Raw genomic sequence first — 19,554 nt, forward strand, 5'->3', positions numbered from 1 at the left:
CGAGACTTTGGGCAGTTAACAGAATTTAGACAAATTTAAGCAAAATAAATGGATATATATTTATAAAAAGTGAATAAATATTCATTAATTCTAGGCGAATGATAATTTATATTTGACGAAATGCGATTATCGCATTAAAGTGCGCGCCATTCGTTATAGGTGCTTTACGTGGTTTTTTCACTAAAGTTAAACGGGAAGTATGGTGTAATCCCATCGCTGCCCCCGCAACGGTAATCAATGAAAGCTTGCTTTTGAGTTAACTCAATCCACTGTGTTTAACATGGGAAGGATGCAAGTTGGATATTTTATCCATTGAGAGCCCGGATACCGGCCTACAACAGAACAACCGTATTGCGGCGGGCAATACCAGGGGTAAAAATGTTTATAAAAAAAGTCTTCAGTAAAACTCTTTTAAGCGTTTGTTTTGTTAGTTGTGTTGCAGCAAACGCTGCGCAAACCGAAGTTATTGAAATTTCAGGTTTTGCTTACTCTAATCCGGCCAATTATACACTGATTCAGCGTGATGAGCTTTTGCAAGCGGGCGCCACTGTTGCAGATGTTTTAAAGAAAACCAATGGATTACAAATTCGTGAAGTCAGCGGCTTAGGTAATCAGGTTGATGTATCCATGCGTGGCTCTACCAGCAAACAAGTTCAACTTTATATTGACGGTCAACTGATTAACGATAGCCAATTTGGTGGTTTTGATTTAAACCAAATTCCAACCGAACATATACAAAGTATTGAAATCAGTAAAAACCAAGCCCTAGGTACAGGTAGTACACCGATTGGTGGTGTGATCCGTATCAATACTTATGATCCAAACAAAGCATTAACCCGTGTTTCGGCTGGCGCTGGTCGTTTTGGCTTTTATCAGGGATCCCTTTTAATTTCTAATATTATTGCTAATCAGCAAATCACGGCGGGGATAAATTACCTCACGAGTGACAATGACTATACCTACCCAGTCCCGCAACCAATAGATGATCCGAACAATCCACGTAATGAGCCGTTAAAAAATAATCAATTTGAAAAGTTGAGTGTTTATATTAATAACAGTTTTAACTGGTCTGCACATCAATTTAAATTGAGTTTTCAATTTAACCAGCAGGATAAAAACCTGCCTAATTATCAAAGCAATTTAGCTACAAATTACTCAGCTTTAAAGAGCAATAGCCGGCGTTTTTCTGTTAATGATGATTGGTTGCTTGCTAATGGGGCATTAAATTCAATTAATATTGAAAGTTATTTTGAAGATAAAAACGAGCGTTTTATTAATCGGGCAAATAGTAACACAAACCAAGTTTTTGATTATCAAACCGATAAATTTGCTGTTAATTTAACTTCTTTTTGGATATTTGACTCACTCACAATCACACCTTATTTAAAGTATAACCATCAAGAATTCGAATCTAACTCAATATATAACGGCGAAAGCCGACCATGTAATGGGGGATCTGGCTGTGATGTTAAAGCCAGACAGCAACAAATACATTTGGGCAGCCGATTTGACTGGATGATATTGCCCAACACGCTAACCGGTTATTTATTGTTAAACCAATTGAATGAATCTAATGACAATCAGATCAATCAATTGGTTTCTGAAACCAATCAGGATGTGTCCGATAAAACAGCCAATAAAAGCTATGTTACCTTTGAAACAGGTCTATCATACGATTTGCAAAATACTTGGTTATCCCCGCTCACTATCTCAGCGCAATTGAGCCAAGGTGCGCGTACACCTAATTTATTTGAACGATTTGGTGACAGAGGCCTATTAAAAGGTAATGAAGATCTTCTGGCCGAAACATCCAATAGTCTATCCGTTTCTTTCGCGCAAGCATTCAACGCATTTGAATGGCAGACGAGTCTTTACCAACAAGATGTAGAAAATGCGATTGTCGCTATTTATAACGCTCGCAATGTTGGTTCGTACGAAAATGTAAGTCAGGCAGATGTATACGGTCTTGAGTTGCAACTACAGTACGATTTATCTAAAGCATTGCAACTTTCGGCGAGTAGCCATTTTATCGACAGTACTACGCACTCACCTACTCCAGCGTTTAACCATAAAAAACTGCCTGGCATTTATCACGAGCAATACCAATTGGGCATGCATTATCAAATATCTAATAGTTGGTCTGCCAGTTTTGTCAGTGCATACGACGCTGCGCTTTATTATTCGCGTACAAATTTAATTGAAACTAATCAACAAAACAAAAAAGGTAATCCAGCTGACAGGTGGGTGTCTGATCTGATGCTGAATTGGGAAAAAGACAATATCCATGCAAGTTTGGCAATTAAAAATTTATTTGACGAGTCTTATCAAGATTTAGCAAACCGGCCTGCTGTAGGTCGAAGTTTTCAAATTAAATTATCAATCGAGGAAATATAAATGACAAAACATGGCGCAATAAAAAAGGGTTTAATAAAAAAGGGTGTAATACAAAAAGGAATATTAAAACTCAGCCTGTTGGCTTCTATTATCGCGCTAGCAGGTTGCGATATTAATAGTGACGATAATGACGAACAGGCAAAAGAGTCGCCAGTGAGTGGTGCTGTGGTGCAAACCGTAGCGCCAGATTATTCATCGTCTCAGGTGGTATTGATTGATACTGAAACGTTCGAATTAACGGAAGGTTTATACGTAAAAGACAAATCAGATTACACCATTAATACCTATCAATCTGAAATCTACCATATCGGTAAATTCACTATCGACACCATTGAAAAATATGATGCAGCTGATATTGAACAGCAAATATATAATTATTCAACTCAACAAGCGGGTGAAGAAGTTTCTGGCAACCCTTATAAAATTGTATTTTTGAACGACTCAAAAGCATTTATCGTACGTTATGGTTCTGACAAGGTATTAATTGTTAATCCTCAAGCGACAAGTGCGGCTGATTTTATAACCGGTGAAATTGACATATCTGCTTACATAACGGACGATTCAATTGAAACGTCACCTTATGCTTCGGATGCCATTATTGCCGGTGGAAAGTTATTTGTAGTTATGCAGCGTATGCTTTCGTGGGCTCCGCAAACAAGCTACTTGGCAGTATTTGATACAGAAACAGGTGAAGAACTCGAAACCAATACCGATAGTTCTGATTCAGTAAAAGGGATTCCGCTAGCTGGATTTAATCCAAAGAGCGATAGTTTGTATGTTTATGATAATAGCTTATATGTGACTACTGAATCAGGCTTTTCGTCTGTTGATGTATCAGAAAGTAAAATAGAAAAAATAAACCTAGCTGATTACGCATTAACAGAGGTATTAAATGCAACCGACATTGATGGCAATACAACGGACAAAATTACAGAAGCTGTGATTTTAAATAATCAAACCGGTTATTTTTATGCCGGCTCTGGTTGGCCGACGGTTTCCGCTTTATACCAATTTAACCCAACGACCGGTGATATTATCAATACAAATGTCGCATCCGGTTTAGCGGATGACGAGGGGATTAGTGATATTGCTTTGGATGATCGTAATCAATTATGGATCAGTGTAAACAGTACTAATAATCCAGGTATTGAAGTGTACAGTACGGCCGATCATTCATTAGTTGAAAACCGAATTTCAACCACTTTGAATCCGGGTAAAATTAGTTTTATTAGAAAATAAAAAGCTATAAAAACTAACTCCTAGTAAAAACTAAGCCCGAATAAAAAATAGCCTGCTCATTATTTGACTGGGCTATTTTTTTTATATCCATTAAAGTTCTGCAATCATAATATTCCTAAACTCAATGGGATGCCCTTCACTCTGTAACGCAATATGACCCCGCGTTAACCTTTGGCTCTGTTTATTTTTAAATAACGAAGCATTGTAGCCTTTTATTAATTTACCAATATTGATGGTCGGATTTTTATATTCGAGTACGGTTTGGCCATTTATTATTTGTTTGACCACGCCGTCTTTAACGATAAGCTCTGCTTTAACCCACTTCCCTGCTGGAACAGCCGGATAGCTTGAACGTAAACAATGCTCGGTAAAAAGTTTATTATTATAAACGACATCCGTCCCCGGTGAGCACATATTGCCCGTTGTCCTACCTGGGTTAGCTGGATCGTCGGCTAAAAATTGCATTTCAACAGACACTGGCCAGTTTTGTTGTGGCGGCATACTTTCTGGACTTTGACTGACAAACATGACTCCGCTATTAAGCTTTGCGTATGAGGGGGCATCTGACATAAAGCCAGACAAAAAACGATACTCCAATATTAAATGGAAGTTCTGATAAGTTTTGTTGGTATACAGGTGTGCAAATCGGTTGTTAAACCTAGGGTAATCCGTGTAATCAACCACGATGCGATCCCCTTGGGCTTTAAAGGTACCGGCAAAATTATCGCCAGTTGGATGACCGTGCACTTTGACTGTCCAACCCGATAAATCGTTGCCATTGTACAAGGAGGTAAATGTTTCGTTCGCAAGCGAAATTTGCGTTAATACTAGACAGCTCAGTATGGCGAATTGTTTTAGTTTCATGTAAGACTCTACGAGTGTTAAGCGTTACTTATTATTAAACAGTTAACAATATAACAAAGTCCGTCGCTAAATCTCTAACAATACCAACCTAAAAAAGCAAAATTACGCTTTAACCGAATGTTGAAACCTAATGTTGAAACCTAATGTTGATATGTTTGCCGTGCTTGCTCTACTTTTTCGCACATGATCGCAAGTTCATCTAAAGCTCTTGGTGTCATAAGGTGCAGCTTATCAGAGTTAACCAATACAACTTGATTGTTTTGTACGGCAGGTAGCGTTTTATATTTTGTCCAATATTGTACCGCACCATTGGGTTCACTGGCCGATGTCGGGATGATAATCATTTGTGGTTTAGCAAGTAAAACATGTTCAAGACTGATGTGTGGGTAATCACCTTTTAGGTTTTTAAATGGATTGTTCACTCCGCATAGTTCTAATAGTTTTTGTGGCCACGCCTGATTTGCAATGGTGGTTAAAGGTGTCGACCATAGTTGATAAAACACGTCAACTTTGTCCCTTTGCTGGTATTTTGCTTGTAATACTTTTAACTTGGCATAATAATCTGCAATCACCTTTTTCGCTTGTTGTTGTTTGCCTGTTATTTTGCCTAACATTTGCAATTCTTGCGCAACACTTTTTAAATCGCTAGGTTTAGAGTAAACAACCGGAATGCCAAGTTTTTTGATTCGTTCTAAATCATCCGGCGGGTTTCCTGTCGCCCATGCGATGATATAATCTGGCTTTAGTTGCAATATTCTTTCAATTTGTAAACCCGCATAGTTGCCAATTCGTGGAATATCTTTAGCTGATTCCGGATAATCAGAATGCTCTGTCGTACCGATAATCATATCACCTGCGTCAATTGAATAGAGCATTTCAACAATATGTGGTGCGAGCGCAATGAGTTTAAGCTTTTTTTCTTCTGCTTTAATTAAAGCTGGCGTCATAACTAAAATCAACGCCAGTAATAAAGCGAGTGATAGAGCAGTATAAGAGGACGATCGCATTTACCAATCAACCCCTTTTTGCGCTTTAATACCGGCTTCAAAAGCATGTTTTACCGATTGAACTTCGCTGACAGTATCTGCGATTTCCAGCAAGCTGCGATGTGCGCCGCGTCCTGTGATGACGACATGCTGATTTATCGGACGGTTTATTATCGCGTCTATCACTTCATCCAAATCAATGTAGTCGTAATTAACCATGTAAGTTAATTCATCTAATAAAATCAGGTCGGTTTTTGGATCGGCTAATAAACGTTTTGCTTCTTGCCAGACTTTTTGTGCTGCTGCAATATCCGCTTCTCTATTTTGTGTTTCCCAGGTAAAACCAGTTGCCATAACATGAAATTGACAGCGATTTTGTTCTAATAAATTGCGCTCACCGCAGGCCCATGTGCCTTTTATAAACTGGATAACGGATGCACTTAAGCCATGGCCAACTGCGCGCGCGACGGTGCCAAATCCGGAGGTACTTTTACCTTTACCGTTGCCCGTTATTACGATCACAATGCCCCGCTCTTCTTGCGCCTGATTAATTCTGGCGTCGACTTTTTCTTTAATGCGTTGCATTCGCGCTTGGTGTCTTTCGTTTTTTCGGTTTTCATCCACCATTATATTTGTCTTTCCTCGCCTGTTTGATTAGTTTGATTAGTTTGATTAGAAATAAAATGTTTAATTTTGCCGATGTCTAAATGTTTTTCACAAGCATCGGCCAGCATATCAAGTGCTTTGAGCTGCTGTGTTTGATGATCCTCTCCGGCCGAAACCTCTTGATTGCACCACTGCGCCAGCAGTTTTATTGCCTCAGGCGAATCAAATATACCGTGTAAATAACAACCAGCAACTTGTTGGTCTGCTGTGATAAAACCATCTGTCTCATTTGATTCATTGGCTAATTCATTGGTTAATAAGTGTGAAACAGATAGATGATGTTTGCTTAGTTGACTTTCACCACAATGGATTTCATAGCCGCTTACTTTGACTTTTTGTCCGGCCAATTGTAAAACGCTGCTTTTACGTTTGAGTGTTTTGCCGGCTTTTAACTCTGTCGTTATCGGCAGTAAATTTAAACCTTGTATTGTGCCGGGCGTATCTTCAATACCCAGTGAATCAGAAATGTTCTGTCCCAACATCTGGTAGCCCCCACAAATGCCAAACACTTTTCCACCATATCGCAGATGTTTATTAATTTGATTATCCCAGCCCATATTTTTAAGGTGCTGACAGTCGGCTCTGACATTTTTACTACCGGGTAAAATAATTAAATCAGCGGATGGCAGCTGTTGGTCGGGGGCAATAAACTGTAAATCGATTTGTGGATGTGAACGTAAAGCATCAAAATCGGTATGGTTACTGATACGCGGAAAAACCGGTACGACGATTTTAAGCTTGGCATCGCTTAGATTTTGTTGTGTTACGATGGCATCTTCAGCAGCAACGTCTAAGCCTTTTAAAAACGGTAATACACCCAATACAGGTTTGTTTGTTTTTGCTTCCAACCAATCTAAACCCGATTGTAATAAACTGATATCACCGCGAAACTTATTAATGATAAATCCTTTAACCCGCTTTCGTTCAGAGGGGGAAAGCAAATCGAGTGTGCCGACTATTTGTGCAAAAACGCCTCCGCGGTCAATATCCGCAACTAAAATAACCGGGCAATCTGCCGCTTCAGCAAACCCCATATTCGCAATATCACCTTCTCGTAGGTTAATTTCTGCAGGACTGCCCGCTCCTTCAACCACGATAAGATCATAATTGCTATTTAAATATTGGTGCGATTGTAACACGGCTTCCATCGCCACTTTTTTATAATCATGGTAAGCCGCTGCTTGCATATGACTCAGTGCCCTGCCATGCATAATAACCTGAGCGCCAGTATCTGAACTGGGCTTTAACAAAATTGGGTTAAAATGCACATTTAATTCAACGCCAGCAGCCAATGCTTGAACTGCTTGTGCTCTGCCTATTTCGCCGCCACAAGGGGTTACTGCACTGTTTAATGCCATATTTTGCGGTTTAAAGGGCGCAACTTTAAAATTTTGACGGGCAAAAATGCGACATAATGCTGCAACCAGCATGCTTTTTCCTGCATCTGAGCTGGTGCCTTGCACCATAATTGTTTTATTTATCATTGATGTCGCCAAAAAAGCAGCCCGGTTTACAACCTATTGTTTTTATCATTGGGAGTGCATTTTTATGGCTTGGAACCTCAATTTTTGTGACACTGGCGTAGTCTACTTTTAATTGACTAAACCAGAGTGAATTTCGCCAATCTACATCTAAAATAATGGCCAAAAGCATTTTAATCACACCTGCGTGGCATACCAGTAAATAATGTTGTCCTTGATTATGTTCTAATAATTCATGCCAGACTGATTTTACGCGTATGCCAAACTGTTTAAGGGTTTCGCCTTGCGGCGGCGTGTTTTTATACGGGTTTTCCCAAAAAGCTTCTAATTTAGACCAGTGTGGGCGTAGCCTATCAAACGGGATCCCGTCCCAGCGGCCAAAGTCCATCTCTGATATACGTGATTCTAAAATGATGTCTAATTCATTATTCTCACTGTAAGTTTCAGCAAATGTCGCACAACGTAGTAGCGGTGAAGACACCACTCTATCTATTGGATCTTGCTGGTTTACAAGTTGTACGGCTTGTTGCATTTCCATTAAACCGAGTTCAGATAACTCTATGTTTGTTTGTCCATATAATGCAGCACGCCCTGCAACTGCGCCATGGCGTAATAAGGTAAATCTTGCTGCTGTATTGTTTTCAGTCATTCAGCGCTCCTTTTAGGTTCATCGGCAAACCCGCTACCATAAATACAGAATGATGCGCGATTTGTGCCAACCTTTGGTTTAGACGGCCTACTTCATCTACAAATTGTCTACTTAGCGCATTGTCAGGAATAATGCCTAAGCCAACCTCGTTTGCGACCAGTATTACATCAGATTTAAGTGAAATTAAAGTTTCAGTTAACTGATTGTAATAGTCTGGCAACACTTGGTCAGGCTTGTAATACAACAAATTGTTTAGCCATAAGGTTAAACAGTCTAATAAAATGACAAAATGAGTATCGTTGTAAGATTGTAAAACAGACACTATTTCAACAGCTTCTTCTACTATTGCCCAATCGTTTGGGCGCTGTTGTTGATGGTGTTGTATTCTTTGCATCATTTCGTCGTCGGTTTGTTCGGCGGTGGCGATGTAAACAACTTGTTTGCCATTTTTTGCATATTGCTTGGCAATTTTTTCAGCAAAACCTGATTTTCCTGAGCGCGCACCCCCCAAAACTAAATGGATCATAATATACTCATCATGTTTGTATTTTGCATTGAAAAACTAACTGAAGCTATGATGGCTAAATAACAAATTAATTCAGATATTTGCTGCGCTGCGCCAAGATTATCGCCGGTAAAACCACCAATTTGATTTATGAGTATTCGTTTGTAAATAACACGAAATATAAGTAAAGCAAGTAGGATAAATAGCAAAGCAGGTAAGGATAAAAATAATAATACAGGTACGACACATATCAGGTTGCACAACAACTCATAAATGTTTTGTTGCTGAGCCAATGGTTTTGATTTGCTGCCAGTTTCGGTGACATATTTTGTGTCAAACAGGTAACTCGCTGCAAACGCACGTGAAATAGCGTATACACAAGGAATGATATACACCAGCTGTTGTGCTAAATTTTCCCACAACAATAACCTGCCCGTTAAAACCACAAATAAAGCAGCAGCACCGTATGTACCCAGTCGACTGTCTTTCATTATTTGCAGTTTTTTATCTTTTTCAAAACCACCACCAAAACCATCTGCGGTATCGGCCAATCCATCTTCGTGAAATACCCCTGTTAACAATAAACTTACGATTAAGGTAAGCCATACCGCAATATCAACTGCAAACAGCAGAGAAAATAACAGATAGAAAAGTGACAAAATGCCGCCGAGTAGCCAGCCTACCAAGGTAAAATAACGATTTGCTTTGTTTAACTTGTCACTGGAGTAGGTAACCCAATTAGGGATTGGGAGTCGGGAAAAAAATCCGAGCGCTAAGAAAAACAGATTTAGTTGATATTTAATAAATTGCATTAAACGGGCGTCACGTTCGCTTGGCTAAAGCTGGCCATGTTGTTATAAAACTCAGCGGCGCTTCTAATCAGTGGTACAGCCAGAGCTGCGCCGGTTCCTTCGCCTAGGCGGAGAGATAAATCCAATAAGGGTTTAGCATTTAATTTGTTGATAATGAGTTGATGGCCAAACTCTTCGCTTTTATGACAAAAAACCATATAGTCTCTACTTGCCGGATATAAACTGACTGCCGTAAGCGCCGCAATACTTGAGATAAAACCGTCGACTAAAATGCACTTTTTAGCTTGTGCTGTTGCCAGCATACCCCCTACCATTTGCGCAATTTCAAATCCACCGACTTGCGCCAAAGTTTCTATTGGTGTTTTTTTTGTTTGATATTGAGATTGAGATTGGGCTTGAGTTTGTGTTCGGTTGCACCGTTCGATTGCTTGTTTTATCAAAGTGAGTTTAAGCTTATATTGTTCGTTATTAATGCCTGTGCCTTTGCCAACACATAATTCTGCGGCTTCACCTGTAAGTGTTGATAATAATGCAGCGGCTGACGATGTGTTACCAATTCCCATTTCGCCAAACGCCATGAGGTCAGCACCATTTGTTATTTGTTGTTGAACAATTTCCGCGCCATATTGGATTGCACGTTCGGCTTGTTCAATTGTCATTGCTGCGCGTTGAGTTATATCATTTGTGCCGGCTGCGATACGCTTAACAATAAAATTAGCATGGTCTGCTGTTACCGGTAATTTTATACCGGCATCAATAACCTTTAAGTCGATGTTATTTACCCTGCAAAAACAATTGATGGCTGCCCCGCCATTTATAAAGTTTAAAACCATTTGGCTGGTGACTTCACTGGGCGCGATACTAATGCCATGCTGAGCAATGCCATGATCACCCGCAAAAATAAGCATTTGCGCTTTATCTGCTTGTATCTTGAGCTGACCTGTTTGAGCATATTGCACGCAAGCTAACTGAAAGGCTAATGCTTCTAATTGACCGAGCGATCCTAAAGGTTTGGTTTTTTGATCTATGGTTTCTTTAATTTGAGCTTTTACTTTTTCGTTTACTAAAGTGTCTAAAGCTGAAATTGTAAATGTGTTCATGCGTGCCTTTTATGCATTAAAGTTAAGAAAAATAGGCTTCCTAAAATTGAAGTAATCACCCCGATTGGAATTTCTTGTCCTAAGACTAACGTGCGGGCCAGTACGTCGACCCAAACTAAAAAAATCGCACCGATAAATAAGCAACCTGTCACTAAAATTGCTGAGGTCACAGCAAATAACCGTCTAACGATATGAGGTATCATTAAACCGACAAATCCAATGCCACCACAATAAGCAACTAAAGTCGCAGTAATGGCGGCACATATAGCTAGCATTAAAATACGCAGTGCGTTAACGGGAACACCCAAAGTGTATGCGTGTTCATCCCCCAGTAAAATTGCGTCTAATTGTCGGTGAAAAGCATAAACTAATAAAACTCCGATCGTGATAACCGGAATTATCCAGTATAGATGGGTTGTTTCTGTATTAGATAAAGAGCCCATTAGCCAAAACATGACCCGGTTTGAGGCAAAAGGGTCGCCCATATACAACAAAAATTGACTCACGGCACTTAACATAAATGATACTGCAACGCCGCCCAATAATAATGATTCGATGCGTTTAGCATGGCCTGAAAGCGCAACAAACATCACAATTGTAATGGCGAACAATGCGCCAAGAAATGCGGCGATTGGCAAATATGCACCAGCACTTTCTTTAAACCAAATACTAACGATAGTTGCACCTAAGCCGGCACCGCTGACAACACCAAATAAGTAGGGTTCGGCCAGCGGGTTTCGGGTCGTATTTTGCAAAACAGCGCCGGCAACGGCAAGCCCAGCCCCACAAAATGCGGCGATAACAACGCGCGGAAAACGTATTTGCCAAATTAACGTTTCTGTTAACGGGTCACTGCATTGCACGAATAAACAATTAAATACCGTGGCGGCATCAAGTTCAGCTGCGCCCATTGTCATCGAGAATAACAAACTGGCAAAAAGAGCCACGGTACTGAGTGTGACTTTTATCATCGGCGACATTAACATTGCTTATTCGCCTCTTGTTGAGCGTTATCATTCCAACTATAAAAAACATGTTTCGCATCAGTCATTGGATTGGTTCCCATTCTAACTGGCAAAGCAAAGGTATTTTGCACCCTTGATTGTGTCAGCACTTGATCTGGCGCACCAAAGCCGACCAATTCTCCTTTTTTAAGCAGTAACAATAATTCGCAATATTGCGACGCCAGATTCAGATCATGCACTGTCATCAATACAGTTACATCTAACTGGTTTAATAACGATAAAATTTGGTGCTGATAGTGCACATCTAAATGATTGGTGGGTTCATCCAAAATCAGTAATTTAGGTTGTTGTACCAATGCTTTTGCAATTAATACACGCTGTTGTTCACCACCGGATAAGTTGTCAAAGTATCGATTTTTTAACGACTCGATATCTAGCTTTTCAATAATATTATCGACAAATTGATGTTGCGAGCAGGTGATTTTTTGCCAAGAGTTTAAATGTGGTATTAAACCTAGACGAATTAACTCTATCACCTTCATATGGCTCCAGTGTTCAATATGCTGGCTGACAACGGCAATCTGTTGTGCTCGGCGTCGTCGGGGATTGCAATAATATTTTCCCCTTGCATTCTTATTTCGCCGGACGAGGGTTTAATCGCCCCATAAATACAACGTAAAATACTGGTTTTGCCCGCTCCATTTGGACCCACTATCGCGGTCACAGATTTTTCGGGCAATTCAAAGCTCAGCTGATTAATCAGTGGGCGATTGTGAATATGCCAAGATAAGTTGTCTACTTGAAGAAACGGTTTCATGAATACCTAGCCAGATAACTGACACTTTTAAACATATAAATATAAAAATTTAGGGAAACATTTCGACCGGCTTAAATAAGATACTGATAAATAAGTAGCTGCCGATATTCGTGTTTTCCCGCACGAAATCTGGCTCAACCTGTAGTTGAACATATTTTGTTTGATTTAGTATCCTGACTTTCAAAGATAACCCGATAACAGACCTTCCCGAATTTAATGTGAAACCTCACAATTCAGTGGTTTATTTGTTACCAGCCTTGATTACAGTTGCGGGTACAGTTGCTGATTTGCACAGCATTCCTAAATCTAAGCGGCGCATTTTAGCAATAAACCTGCTTTGCGCCTAGTTTGTTTTATTAATGCGATTTAATGAAGCTCGTTTTGTGCTTTCAGTTTTAACGTGTCTGATCGACAACCTTTGCTTGCGCCACAGAATTTCTTTCGACCAAATACGGCATAAATAAATGCGTCCGGTTCTTAACTTTATTTTTGTTTTGACTTAAATTTATAGCCAGCTCGGTGGCGTAAGCCGCCATTTCTTCTACCGGATAGCTCATGGTGGTCAGCTTAGGGCGGCAGGCTTGGGTAACAAATAGATTATCAAAGCCAATTACCGAGACTTCTTCTGGTACTTTGACGCCAGCATCTTGTAAAACATTCATCGCACCGATTGCCATTAAGTCGTTATAGGCGACCACCGCGGTAAATTTCTTGCCGGATTCAAGTAGCGCTTTGGCTGCAATTTCACCGCCTTCTATATTGGCCGTACTTTCAGCCACTAAATCTGTGTCGAGTTCTAACTGATGGTTTGCTAATGCGGTTTTTAATCCCTGAACTCTGAGCTCTGGATCTTTATTCTGGTAAATACTGGTCACTACGGCAAATTCTTGGTGTCCCTTTTCAATCAGATATTCGCCTATTTGTATACCACCTGAATTATTGTCTAACCAAACACAGCGATCGCCAATTTGTGGAATAAAACGATTGATGATAACCAGTCCGGGAATGTCTTTAGTGAGTTTTATCAGGGTTTGCTCATCTGAATATTCGCTATGCAATAGGATTGCAGTGCAATTATGTTCTCGCAGTGAATTTATCGCATCCAGCTCAGTTGAGGTTTCATATAAGGAATTAGACATTAATAGTTTATATTCATTGTCGCGCGCGGCTGTTTCAACACCAGACGCCAGCGTGCCAAAAAATGACATCGACAATTTGGGGGTCACTAAACCAATTGTATTGGTTGTGCGTTTAACCAATGCCTGCGCGTTAACGTTGGGGCGGTAATCTAATTCTTCTATTACTTTTTTAACGCGCGCCCGACATTCGTCTCCAACTTGCCCACCATTATGCACCACTCGCGATACGGTGGCAGTAGAAACACCTGCCGCTTTTGCAACATCTTTTATTGTGACCATTTAACGTAAACCCTTTTCGTTTACCTAACTTATAAAATTAATATAAGTGCAATCATAAATTAGGTAAACGATAAGGTAAAGGGTTACCTTTTTATAGGTCTAATATTCTAACCCATTTAGATGTTATGTTTTTCGCTGGGTAGCTCACGCGAATTTTTGCATCTGTTAAATTATTGCCCATTTGCAATAAGCCTGCGGCAATCCCCTGCTCTGTCGTTCGACTGGTCGACTCAATAAATTGAATGTCACCGCTGACTTCAAACATAACTTTTTCGTGGTTTATAGGAACAGTGGTACCCGCATCATCTTTTAACTGTGCGTAAATAAATACGGTATCTTTAACACCAGCTGTTGGCGCAACACCACTTTTGTCTAATCGCAGATTAATCTGAGTAACGGTTTTTGGTGTTTTTACCGTATGCCCAGCAACCTGTACGCCATTAATATAGGCTTTTGCAACTAACTCACCTGCAATAAATTTGTTCAAATCAAATTCAAAAGGCGGATGCGGTAGTTCATCTGATAATTTATTGATTGTTGGTTTATTGCGACTAACTAGACGTCCATTTAACCAAAGTTCAACTTCTTCTGCATTACTATACACTCTGACTGGAATGCTGGATTTTTCCGTCCATTCGCTGGCAATAAAAACCATTGGGCCAGACTGGTAATCAGTTGAACGGATCTCTGGAGCGCGTTGACTTTGATAAAAATAGTAACTGTATTTAGGTAAACGGAAAAGACTCATTACCCCTGATGATTCTAAATCATCTGCATATCCTCGGTTATAATCAAACATGACCCAATAACCATCTGCATGTGCTGGATATTTTAAATTATCGTTATGCGCTTCTTGAATATTTCTCGCTTGTTGTAATAAGCGTTTTTCACCATGGCTCAATAATTGTCGGCTTGTACGTTCTTCAGACTTTAAATCAGCCCATGAATCTTGGCTCAATCCTGCATTCTGAGCATAGTATTCCCAATCGCCATATTCAGAAACATTGTAGGGTTGGCTCGGCTCATCATAATGTTGCAATCTATGCTGTCTTGCCTGAAAGAAAATATCAAAATCTGTTTGCCAGCCTGCAGAGTAAGATCCCGGATATTCAGAATGTACCGCGTCATTTAACGTTTTAGTGAAATATGGAGGCATCCAGGATTCGTTAAGTGAACATTCCCACGCCATAATACTCGCGTGATTTCTATCTCGTCGAATCATATCTCGGCAGGTTTGCACGATTTGTTCTTGGAATTCTGGGAATGGCGAAAAATACTGCCAGCCTAATATCGCATCAACTAAGACTAAACCTAATTCATCTGCCGCTTTTATAAAGTCTTTTGAGTGTGGATAGTGCGACAAACGCACATAATCAAAACCTGCAGATTTAATTTTTACTGCATCACGATAATCTGCTTGAGGTGATAAGGCATAACCGACATGCGGATATTCTTGATGTCGGTTAACACCACGCAAGAAGATTTTCTCACCATTGATCAGCAGCTCATGTTTATCGTTAAAAGCAAAGCTGCGAATACCAATTCGAGTTTGTTGTTTTTCTAAACTATGTTGCTGGTTTTTAATTTCAGTTTCTAATGAGTATAAATTAGGATTGTTTGGATGCCATAATTTAGGGTTAATTACACTGACCGTTTGTTTAACTGTCTTTTGACTATTGGCATCCAATGTGACTGTTTGTCTAGTGCTCTCGACCAATTGACCTTCAAACATTAAATTCTGCACCACATCGATCGTCTGCGCTGAGAATTCAATATTTTCAATATGCGTTTGAATCGCGACAATCGCTTTGTCATTTGTTATTTCTGGATAGGAAACAAAAATACCACCGGAGGCTATTTCATCGGCCAGAATTTCATCGGTAATAAATACAGAGTTTTTAACATGCAAGGTTGCACCACGATACAAACCACCGTAGGTATTAAAATCTAATAACTCAAGAGGTTTCGGTCCGGTGATATAATTATCTCTGTTATCTAATTTAACAAAAATATGGTTGGTTTTACCATATTCCACATGGTCAGTAATATCCGCTACAAATGGTAAATAGCCACCTAGATGGCTGGCAATATTTTCGCCATTCACCCATAAGTTGGCAGCATTCATAGCGCCTTCAAAACGGATAATAAGTTTTTTCTTTTGCCAATGTTTAGGAATATCGATTTCTTTTTTATACCAACTAAACCCTTGCCACTGATCATTGACCACCATAGGCTCTATTTTGGGCGTATGTGGCAAGTCTACTTCGTCCCACGATTGTGTTGGCAAAGTATCAAATTTGATGTCCTGCTCGCTTTTTGTGAACTGCCATCCCTTGTTGATATTAATAACCTGAGCACTGACATTATTTAATTCGGCTGTCTCTGATACTTCTTGAGTTAAGTTACAACCAGACAAAAACAGTGACAAGACAAGCCCGTATATTTTATGTTCTGTACGCAAAATCATTTACCTCTTATAAAAACTTAGAATGCGCCCTAATCGTCTTAGACTAGAATTTAGAGCGACTTATTTATTTTCGATTCGTTAGCGAGTTACAGTGTGTACTGGAAACCAATTAAGTAACGACGGCCCCATTCAACATTGAAAGCAAGTTTTGAATAATCGTTATCCCAATAAGTAACGGATTTTTCATTTGTTAAGTTTTGTGCCTGTAACGTCACTTTAAGATTGTCTGTTACAAAATAGCCAACACTTGCATCAGCAGTTGTTTCTGAAGAGTTTAAATTCACTCTTGAAGGTGTCCAACTATTAATCCCTGTGTATTCACTGCGGTAATTAACAGAAACGCGTGCATCAAAACCATCTTTGTCATACCACAGTGTTGCACTGGCGATATCCTTAGATAAACCACCTAAATTGTAAGGGTTATTGTCCGGTTTAAACTCTTGTACCCCGCTATCTGTATATGAGTAGTTAGCGAAGATACCCATGCCATCGAACGGCGCTGGCAGCATATCGAAAGATTGTTGATATAAAACTTCAAGACCTTTGATAACCCCACCATCACCATTGACGGTACCAGTAAAGGCATAGCTGTCGTCGCCCACATTAATAGTGCCTGAATCAATGCCGATATGTGATTTTAAATCTTTGTAGAAAAAGTTGATGGTAGCAGCTGAACTTTCACCCCAATAATATTCGTATCCGATATCAAACTGGTCAGCTATATATGGGTCTAGTTTAGGGTTACCACCACTTGCAGACGGTGGTTGTGTCGTTGGATCAATGGTATAACCGGTTCGCATTTCCAATAATGGTGGACGTGACATAGTACGTGCAGCACCGATGCGCACTTGCGAATCTTCCGTCAGATTTAAGATCATGTTAAATGAGGGGAGAAATTCACTATAGTCATGACCGATTGAAACAGGCGCTACTACTAATGGCACTTCATACCAATTTCCATCTTGGTCTTGCGTCCAGAACCCACCTTCGTTTTGATGACCAGTCGATGTGACTTCAGTTTTCGCATAGCGTATACCGATGTTACCGCTAAATGGAATATCGCCAATATCACCAACCATATTTAACATTGCATAAGCGGCTGTATTGGTTTCTTCTAATAACCAAGATGCGAGTAAGTTTTTATCACTTCGGTTATCCGCTGGGTTCGTTGCGCCACCAAATGCTTGATTCGCAACGAGGTTCCAGTTGTTAAATGTATAAATATCCGGTGCGTGGTAGCCACCGCCAATTGAATAGCTCGTACCATAATTTGTTAAACCATGGTCTTGTTTTGCAGTACGCACCCAAGTGTTAATTTCGTCATTTTCTTTGTTGCGATCTGTGATACGCGCACCAAAACTGAGCTGACTGAAAATACCCAAATCCAAGTCACGTGAAAAATCTAAATTGATATTATACATTTCATCGCTGAGCACTCTGTCGTTATTACCTTCCATAGTTGCTCCGACATAAGTTTCAACGGGTAGGTTTTCCCACACCCCAGGAGAGGTTTCAACCCAATTATCGACGGACTGCACAACGCCTAAACTATACTTTTCTGGACTGCTTATATCACCACTGTGAACGATTAGTTTGGGCGTTTGCGGATCTTGAATATCAAAACCTAAATCGTAATCCCCACCCACATAAACCGGATTAACATCCACCCAAACCGACTCAATACTCGCTTCGGAAAAACCGACATCTAATTTTGTCGTCCACACATCTCCCACATACTCAACATTCACACCGGCGCTTAACATTTCATTGGTTTGAAACCAAGTCGGCGTAGAAACATCCAATCCATTGTTTTTCTGACTACCGGCGACTAAGTGCTCTTCACCATTGGCTTTAGTTACAATTAGCGGCTCGACTGCTGAAGCCTTGTATGCATCTGAACCACCATTTTGCCAATTACCTAAGTCACCCGCGCCCATTTGATCATCCAGTTCACGGATGTCAAATTGAGAATAAAACAAATCTGTTTTAATGCTGAGTCTGTCGCTTGGTTGCCACTCTAAAATTAATAAACCACCGGTTCTTTCATTTTCACCGCGTTTGCTTTTAACCATCATGCCCCAAGGCGCATCTTCTAGAATTTGATTGTCATTTAAATCGCCGCGATCTGCAGCATTATTATAATCCCAAGATTCAATGCCTCGCTCTAATGAAGGTTGATCTTGATACGTCAATCCAAAGGCATAACCAAATGAATCAGAAACTTGATCGACAATACTGAAATTAGCTTTGTACCCTTTACCATCGGTGCCGGGTAAATCGTCACCTAATTGGTTTTTCATCATACTTGCACCAATATTAATGATGCGCTTATCTTTAGATAACGGGCTAACAAAATTCATATTAACTAAACCCGCAATACCCCCTTCTGCTTTGCTAGCAATCGGGCTTTTATAAACTTCAACTGAATCTATTAACTCAGCCGGAAATTGTTCAAACCGCACATCCCGGCTTGGCTCAGCTGAAACAATTTCGCGGTTATTCATGGTTGCAACATTTAAACGAGGTCCCATCCCGCGAATTGAAATACGACTGGCATTACCTCTATCTCGTGATGCAGCAATGCCAGGCAGACGAACCAATGAATCAGTTATGCTGACATCGGGCAAAGTACCCAAATCATCTGAAGATATAATTTCAACCACTGATTGAGAATATCGTTTTTCACGTAAAGCTTTACCTAACGTGGCACCAAAACCTTTTACTTCTATTACTTCGATATCCGAAGACATTTCATTTTCGCTATTTTCAGCTGACAATGCGTTCCCTGCACATAAAAGCTGAGTGATACTGAGCGCTACTGCTGTTTTCTTTAAATTAATTTTCATACAAGCCTCACAAATTTGTTTGAGAAAGTGTGTCAAATCCGTTGTTATTATTATTTAATGGATCTTCTATTTACTTTATAACACTAAGGGTAAGCGTTTTCCATCTGTTTTTTAACAAATTGTGTTTTTTTGTAATTTAGAGCTGAGCAATATAAGTTTTTGCTTACTTTAAGCGCCTTAAAAACCATTTTTGGAACTATATTGTTAAAAATTTGTTTTTTATTGGGTTTTTATTTGTTTGGGATTGTGGTTTTTTTGGGTAATCGATTACCTTGTGTCACTGTTAAGACAAATTAAAACTGATTCGGGTTTGTAAAAATCAACCGAATTAATAATTAGAGAACA

Annotated in this window: 14 protein-coding genes, 1 pseudogene and 2 riboswitches; of the genes and pseudogenes, 2 read left to right on the forward strand and 13 right to left on the reverse strand. The window is 39.8% G+C overall.

Features of this window, described 5'->3' with window-relative positions; all coding sequences use genetic code 11:
- The first annotated feature begins 140 nt into the window (after positions 1–140).
- Positions 141–350, forward strand: a riboswitch (cobalamin riboswitch).
- A gap of 28 nt (positions 351–378) precedes the next feature.
- Both FNT16_RS14990 and FNT16_RS14995 read left to right on the forward strand, forming a co-directional pair.
- A complete protein-coding gene (locus FNT16_RS14990) occupies positions 379–2,394 on the forward strand; it encodes a TonB-dependent receptor plug domain-containing protein (protein ID WP_143872340.1) in 2,016 nt (671 codons plus the stop codon).
- Complete coding sequence (locus tag FNT16_RS14995) at positions 2,395–3,633, forward strand: cadherin repeat domain-containing protein (RefSeq protein WP_143872341.1); 1,239 nt, start codon at positions 2,395–2,397, stop codon at positions 3,631–3,633. It begins immediately after the preceding gene.
- Between the two features lie 90 nt (positions 3,634–3,723).
- Here FNT16_RS14995 and FNT16_RS15000 read toward each other — a convergent pair whose 3' ends face one another.
- The 13 genes and pseudogenes from FNT16_RS15000 to FNT16_RS15065 all read right to left on the reverse strand — a co-directional run bounded on the left by FNT16_RS15000 (position 3,724) and on the right by FNT16_RS15065 (position 19,209).
- Positions 3,724–4,497, reverse strand: coding sequence for a 3-keto-disaccharide hydrolase (locus FNT16_RS15000; protein WP_143872342.1), 774 nt, complete (start codon positions 4,495–4,497; stop codon positions 3,724–3,726).
- 140 nt (positions 4,498–4,637) lie between these two features.
- The gene (locus FNT16_RS15005; RefSeq protein ID WP_143872343.1) at positions 4,638–5,504 is read right to left on the reverse strand and encodes an ABC transporter substrate-binding protein; all 867 of its coding nucleotides are present in this window, start codon (positions 5,502–5,504) and stop codon (positions 4,638–4,640) included.
- Entirely contained in the window at positions 5,505–6,110 is a 606-nt protein-coding gene (gene cobO, locus FNT16_RS15010) for a cob(I)yrinic acid a,c-diamide adenosyltransferase (protein ID WP_143872344.1), read from the reverse strand. It abuts the gene before it with no gap.
- Positions 6,110–7,633, reverse strand: a complete 1,524-nt coding sequence (locus FNT16_RS15015) for a cobyric acid synthase (RefSeq protein ID WP_143872345.1) — start codon at positions 7,631–7,633, stop codon at positions 6,110–6,112. Before FNT16_RS15015 ends, cobO begins: the two co-directional genes overlap by 1 nt.
- Positions 7,623–8,279: a histidine phosphatase family protein gene (locus FNT16_RS15020; RefSeq protein ID WP_143872346.1), complete on the reverse strand. Its 657-nt coding sequence runs from the start codon at positions 8,277–8,279 to the stop codon at positions 7,623–7,625. Before FNT16_RS15020 ends, FNT16_RS15015 begins: the two co-directional genes overlap by 11 nt.
- Positions 8,272–8,805 (reverse strand): bifunctional adenosylcobinamide kinase/adenosylcobinamide-phosphate guanylyltransferase, encoded by a 534-nt coding sequence (gene cobU / locus FNT16_RS15025; protein WP_143872347.1) that lies wholly within the window; start codon positions 8,803–8,805, stop codon positions 8,272–8,274. The genes FNT16_RS15020 and cobU overlap by 8 nt, the downstream gene beginning before the upstream one ends.
- Positions 8,802–9,596, reverse strand: a complete 795-nt coding sequence (locus tag FNT16_RS15030; protein ID WP_143872348.1) for an adenosylcobinamide-GDP ribazoletransferase — start codon at positions 9,594–9,596, stop codon at positions 8,802–8,804. The genes cobU and FNT16_RS15030 overlap by 4 nt, the downstream gene beginning before the upstream one ends.
- Positions 9,596–10,696: a nicotinate-nucleotide--dimethylbenzimidazole phosphoribosyltransferase gene (gene cobT, locus FNT16_RS15035; RefSeq protein ID WP_143872349.1), complete on the reverse strand. Its 1,101-nt coding sequence runs from the start codon at positions 10,694–10,696 to the stop codon at positions 9,596–9,598. Before cobT ends, FNT16_RS15030 begins: the two co-directional genes overlap by 1 nt.
- The gene (locus tag FNT16_RS15040) at positions 10,693–11,682 is read right to left on the reverse strand and encodes a FecCD family ABC transporter permease (RefSeq protein ID WP_342779139.1); all 990 of its coding nucleotides are present in this window, start codon (positions 11,680–11,682) and stop codon (positions 10,693–10,695) included. The genes cobT and FNT16_RS15040 overlap by 4 nt, the downstream gene beginning before the upstream one ends.
- A pseudogene (locus FNT16_RS15045) lies at positions 11,676–12,406 on the reverse strand (ABC transporter ATP-binding protein); the annotation flags it as partial. The gene FNT16_RS15040 and the pseudogene FNT16_RS15045, both read right to left, overlap by 7 nt.
- Positions 12,407–12,629: 223 nt before the next feature.
- Positions 12,630–12,819: riboswitch (cobalamin riboswitch) on the reverse strand.
- A 54-nt stretch (positions 12,820–12,873) separates the two neighbouring features.
- Positions 12,874–13,896: a LacI family DNA-binding transcriptional regulator gene (locus FNT16_RS15055; protein WP_143872352.1), complete on the reverse strand. Its 1,023-nt coding sequence runs from the start codon at positions 13,894–13,896 to the stop codon at positions 12,874–12,876.
- Positions 13,897–13,987: 91 nt separating this feature from the next.
- On the reverse strand, positions 13,988–16,363 hold the full coding sequence (locus tag FNT16_RS15060) for a glycoside hydrolase family 2 protein (RefSeq protein WP_143872353.1): 2,376 nt from the start codon (positions 16,361–16,363) through the stop codon (positions 13,988–13,990).
- 86 nt (positions 16,364–16,449) lie between these two features.
- On the reverse strand, positions 16,450–19,209 hold the full coding sequence (locus tag FNT16_RS15065) for a TonB-dependent receptor (protein ID WP_143872354.1): 2,760 nt from the start codon (positions 19,207–19,209) through the stop codon (positions 16,450–16,452).
- Positions 19,210–19,554 lie beyond the last annotated feature (345 nt).

This window comes from Catenovulum sediminis (assembly GCF_007289895.1).
GTDB classification, from domain to species: Bacteria; Pseudomonadota; Gammaproteobacteria; order Enterobacterales; family Alteromonadaceae; genus Catenovulum; species Catenovulum sediminis.

Excerpts from the sequence above, each read along its gene's own strand:
- cobU (WP_143872347.1), bottom strand. The coding sequence starts at position 8,805 with ATGATCCATTTAGTTTTGGGGGGTGCGCGCTCAGGAAAATCAGGTTTT.
- FNT16_RS15005 (WP_143872343.1), bottom strand. The coding sequence starts at position 5,504 with ATGCGATCGTCCTCTTATACTGCTCTATCACTCGCTTTATTACTGGCG.
- FNT16_RS15065 (WP_143872354.1), bottom strand. The coding sequence starts at position 19,209 with ATGAAAATTAATTTAAAGAAAACAGCAGTAGCGCTCAGTATCACTCAG.
- cobO (WP_143872344.1), bottom strand. The coding sequence starts at position 6,110 with ATGGTGGATGAAAACCGAAAAAACGAAAGACACCAAGCGCGAATGCAA.
- FNT16_RS14990 (WP_143872340.1), top strand. The coding sequence starts at position 379 with ATGTTTATAAAAAAAGTCTTCAGTAAAACTCTTTTAAGCGTTTGTTTT.
- FNT16_RS15000 (WP_143872342.1), bottom strand. The coding sequence starts at position 4,497 with ATGAAACTAAAACAATTCGCCATACTGAGCTGTCTAGTATTAACGCAA.
- FNT16_RS14995 (WP_143872341.1), top strand. The coding sequence starts at position 2,395 with ATGACAAAACATGGCGCAATAAAAAAGGGTTTAATAAAAAAGGGTGTA.
- FNT16_RS15055 (WP_143872352.1), bottom strand. The coding sequence starts at position 13,896 with ATGGTCACAATAAAAGATGTTGCAAAAGCGGCAGGTGTTTCTACTGCC.
- FNT16_RS15015 (WP_143872345.1), bottom strand. The coding sequence starts at position 7,633 with ATGATAAATAAAACAATTATGGTGCAAGGCACCAGCTCAGATGCAGGA.
- FNT16_RS15030 (WP_143872348.1), bottom strand. The coding sequence starts at position 9,596 with ATGCAATTTATTAAATATCAACTAAATCTGTTTTTCTTAGCGCTCGGA.
- FNT16_RS15020 (WP_143872346.1), bottom strand. The coding sequence starts at position 8,279 with ATGACTGAAAACAATACAGCAGCAAGATTTACCTTATTACGCCATGGC.
- FNT16_RS15040 (WP_342779139.1), bottom strand. The coding sequence starts at position 11,682 with ATGTTAATGTCGCCGATGATAAAAGTCACACTCAGTACCGTGGCTCTT.
- FNT16_RS15060 (WP_143872353.1), bottom strand. The coding sequence starts at position 16,363 with ATGATTTTGCGTACAGAACATAAAATATACGGGCTTGTCTTGTCACTG.
- cobT (WP_143872349.1), bottom strand. The coding sequence starts at position 10,696 with ATGAACACATTTACAATTTCAGCTTTAGACACTTTAGTAAACGAAAAA.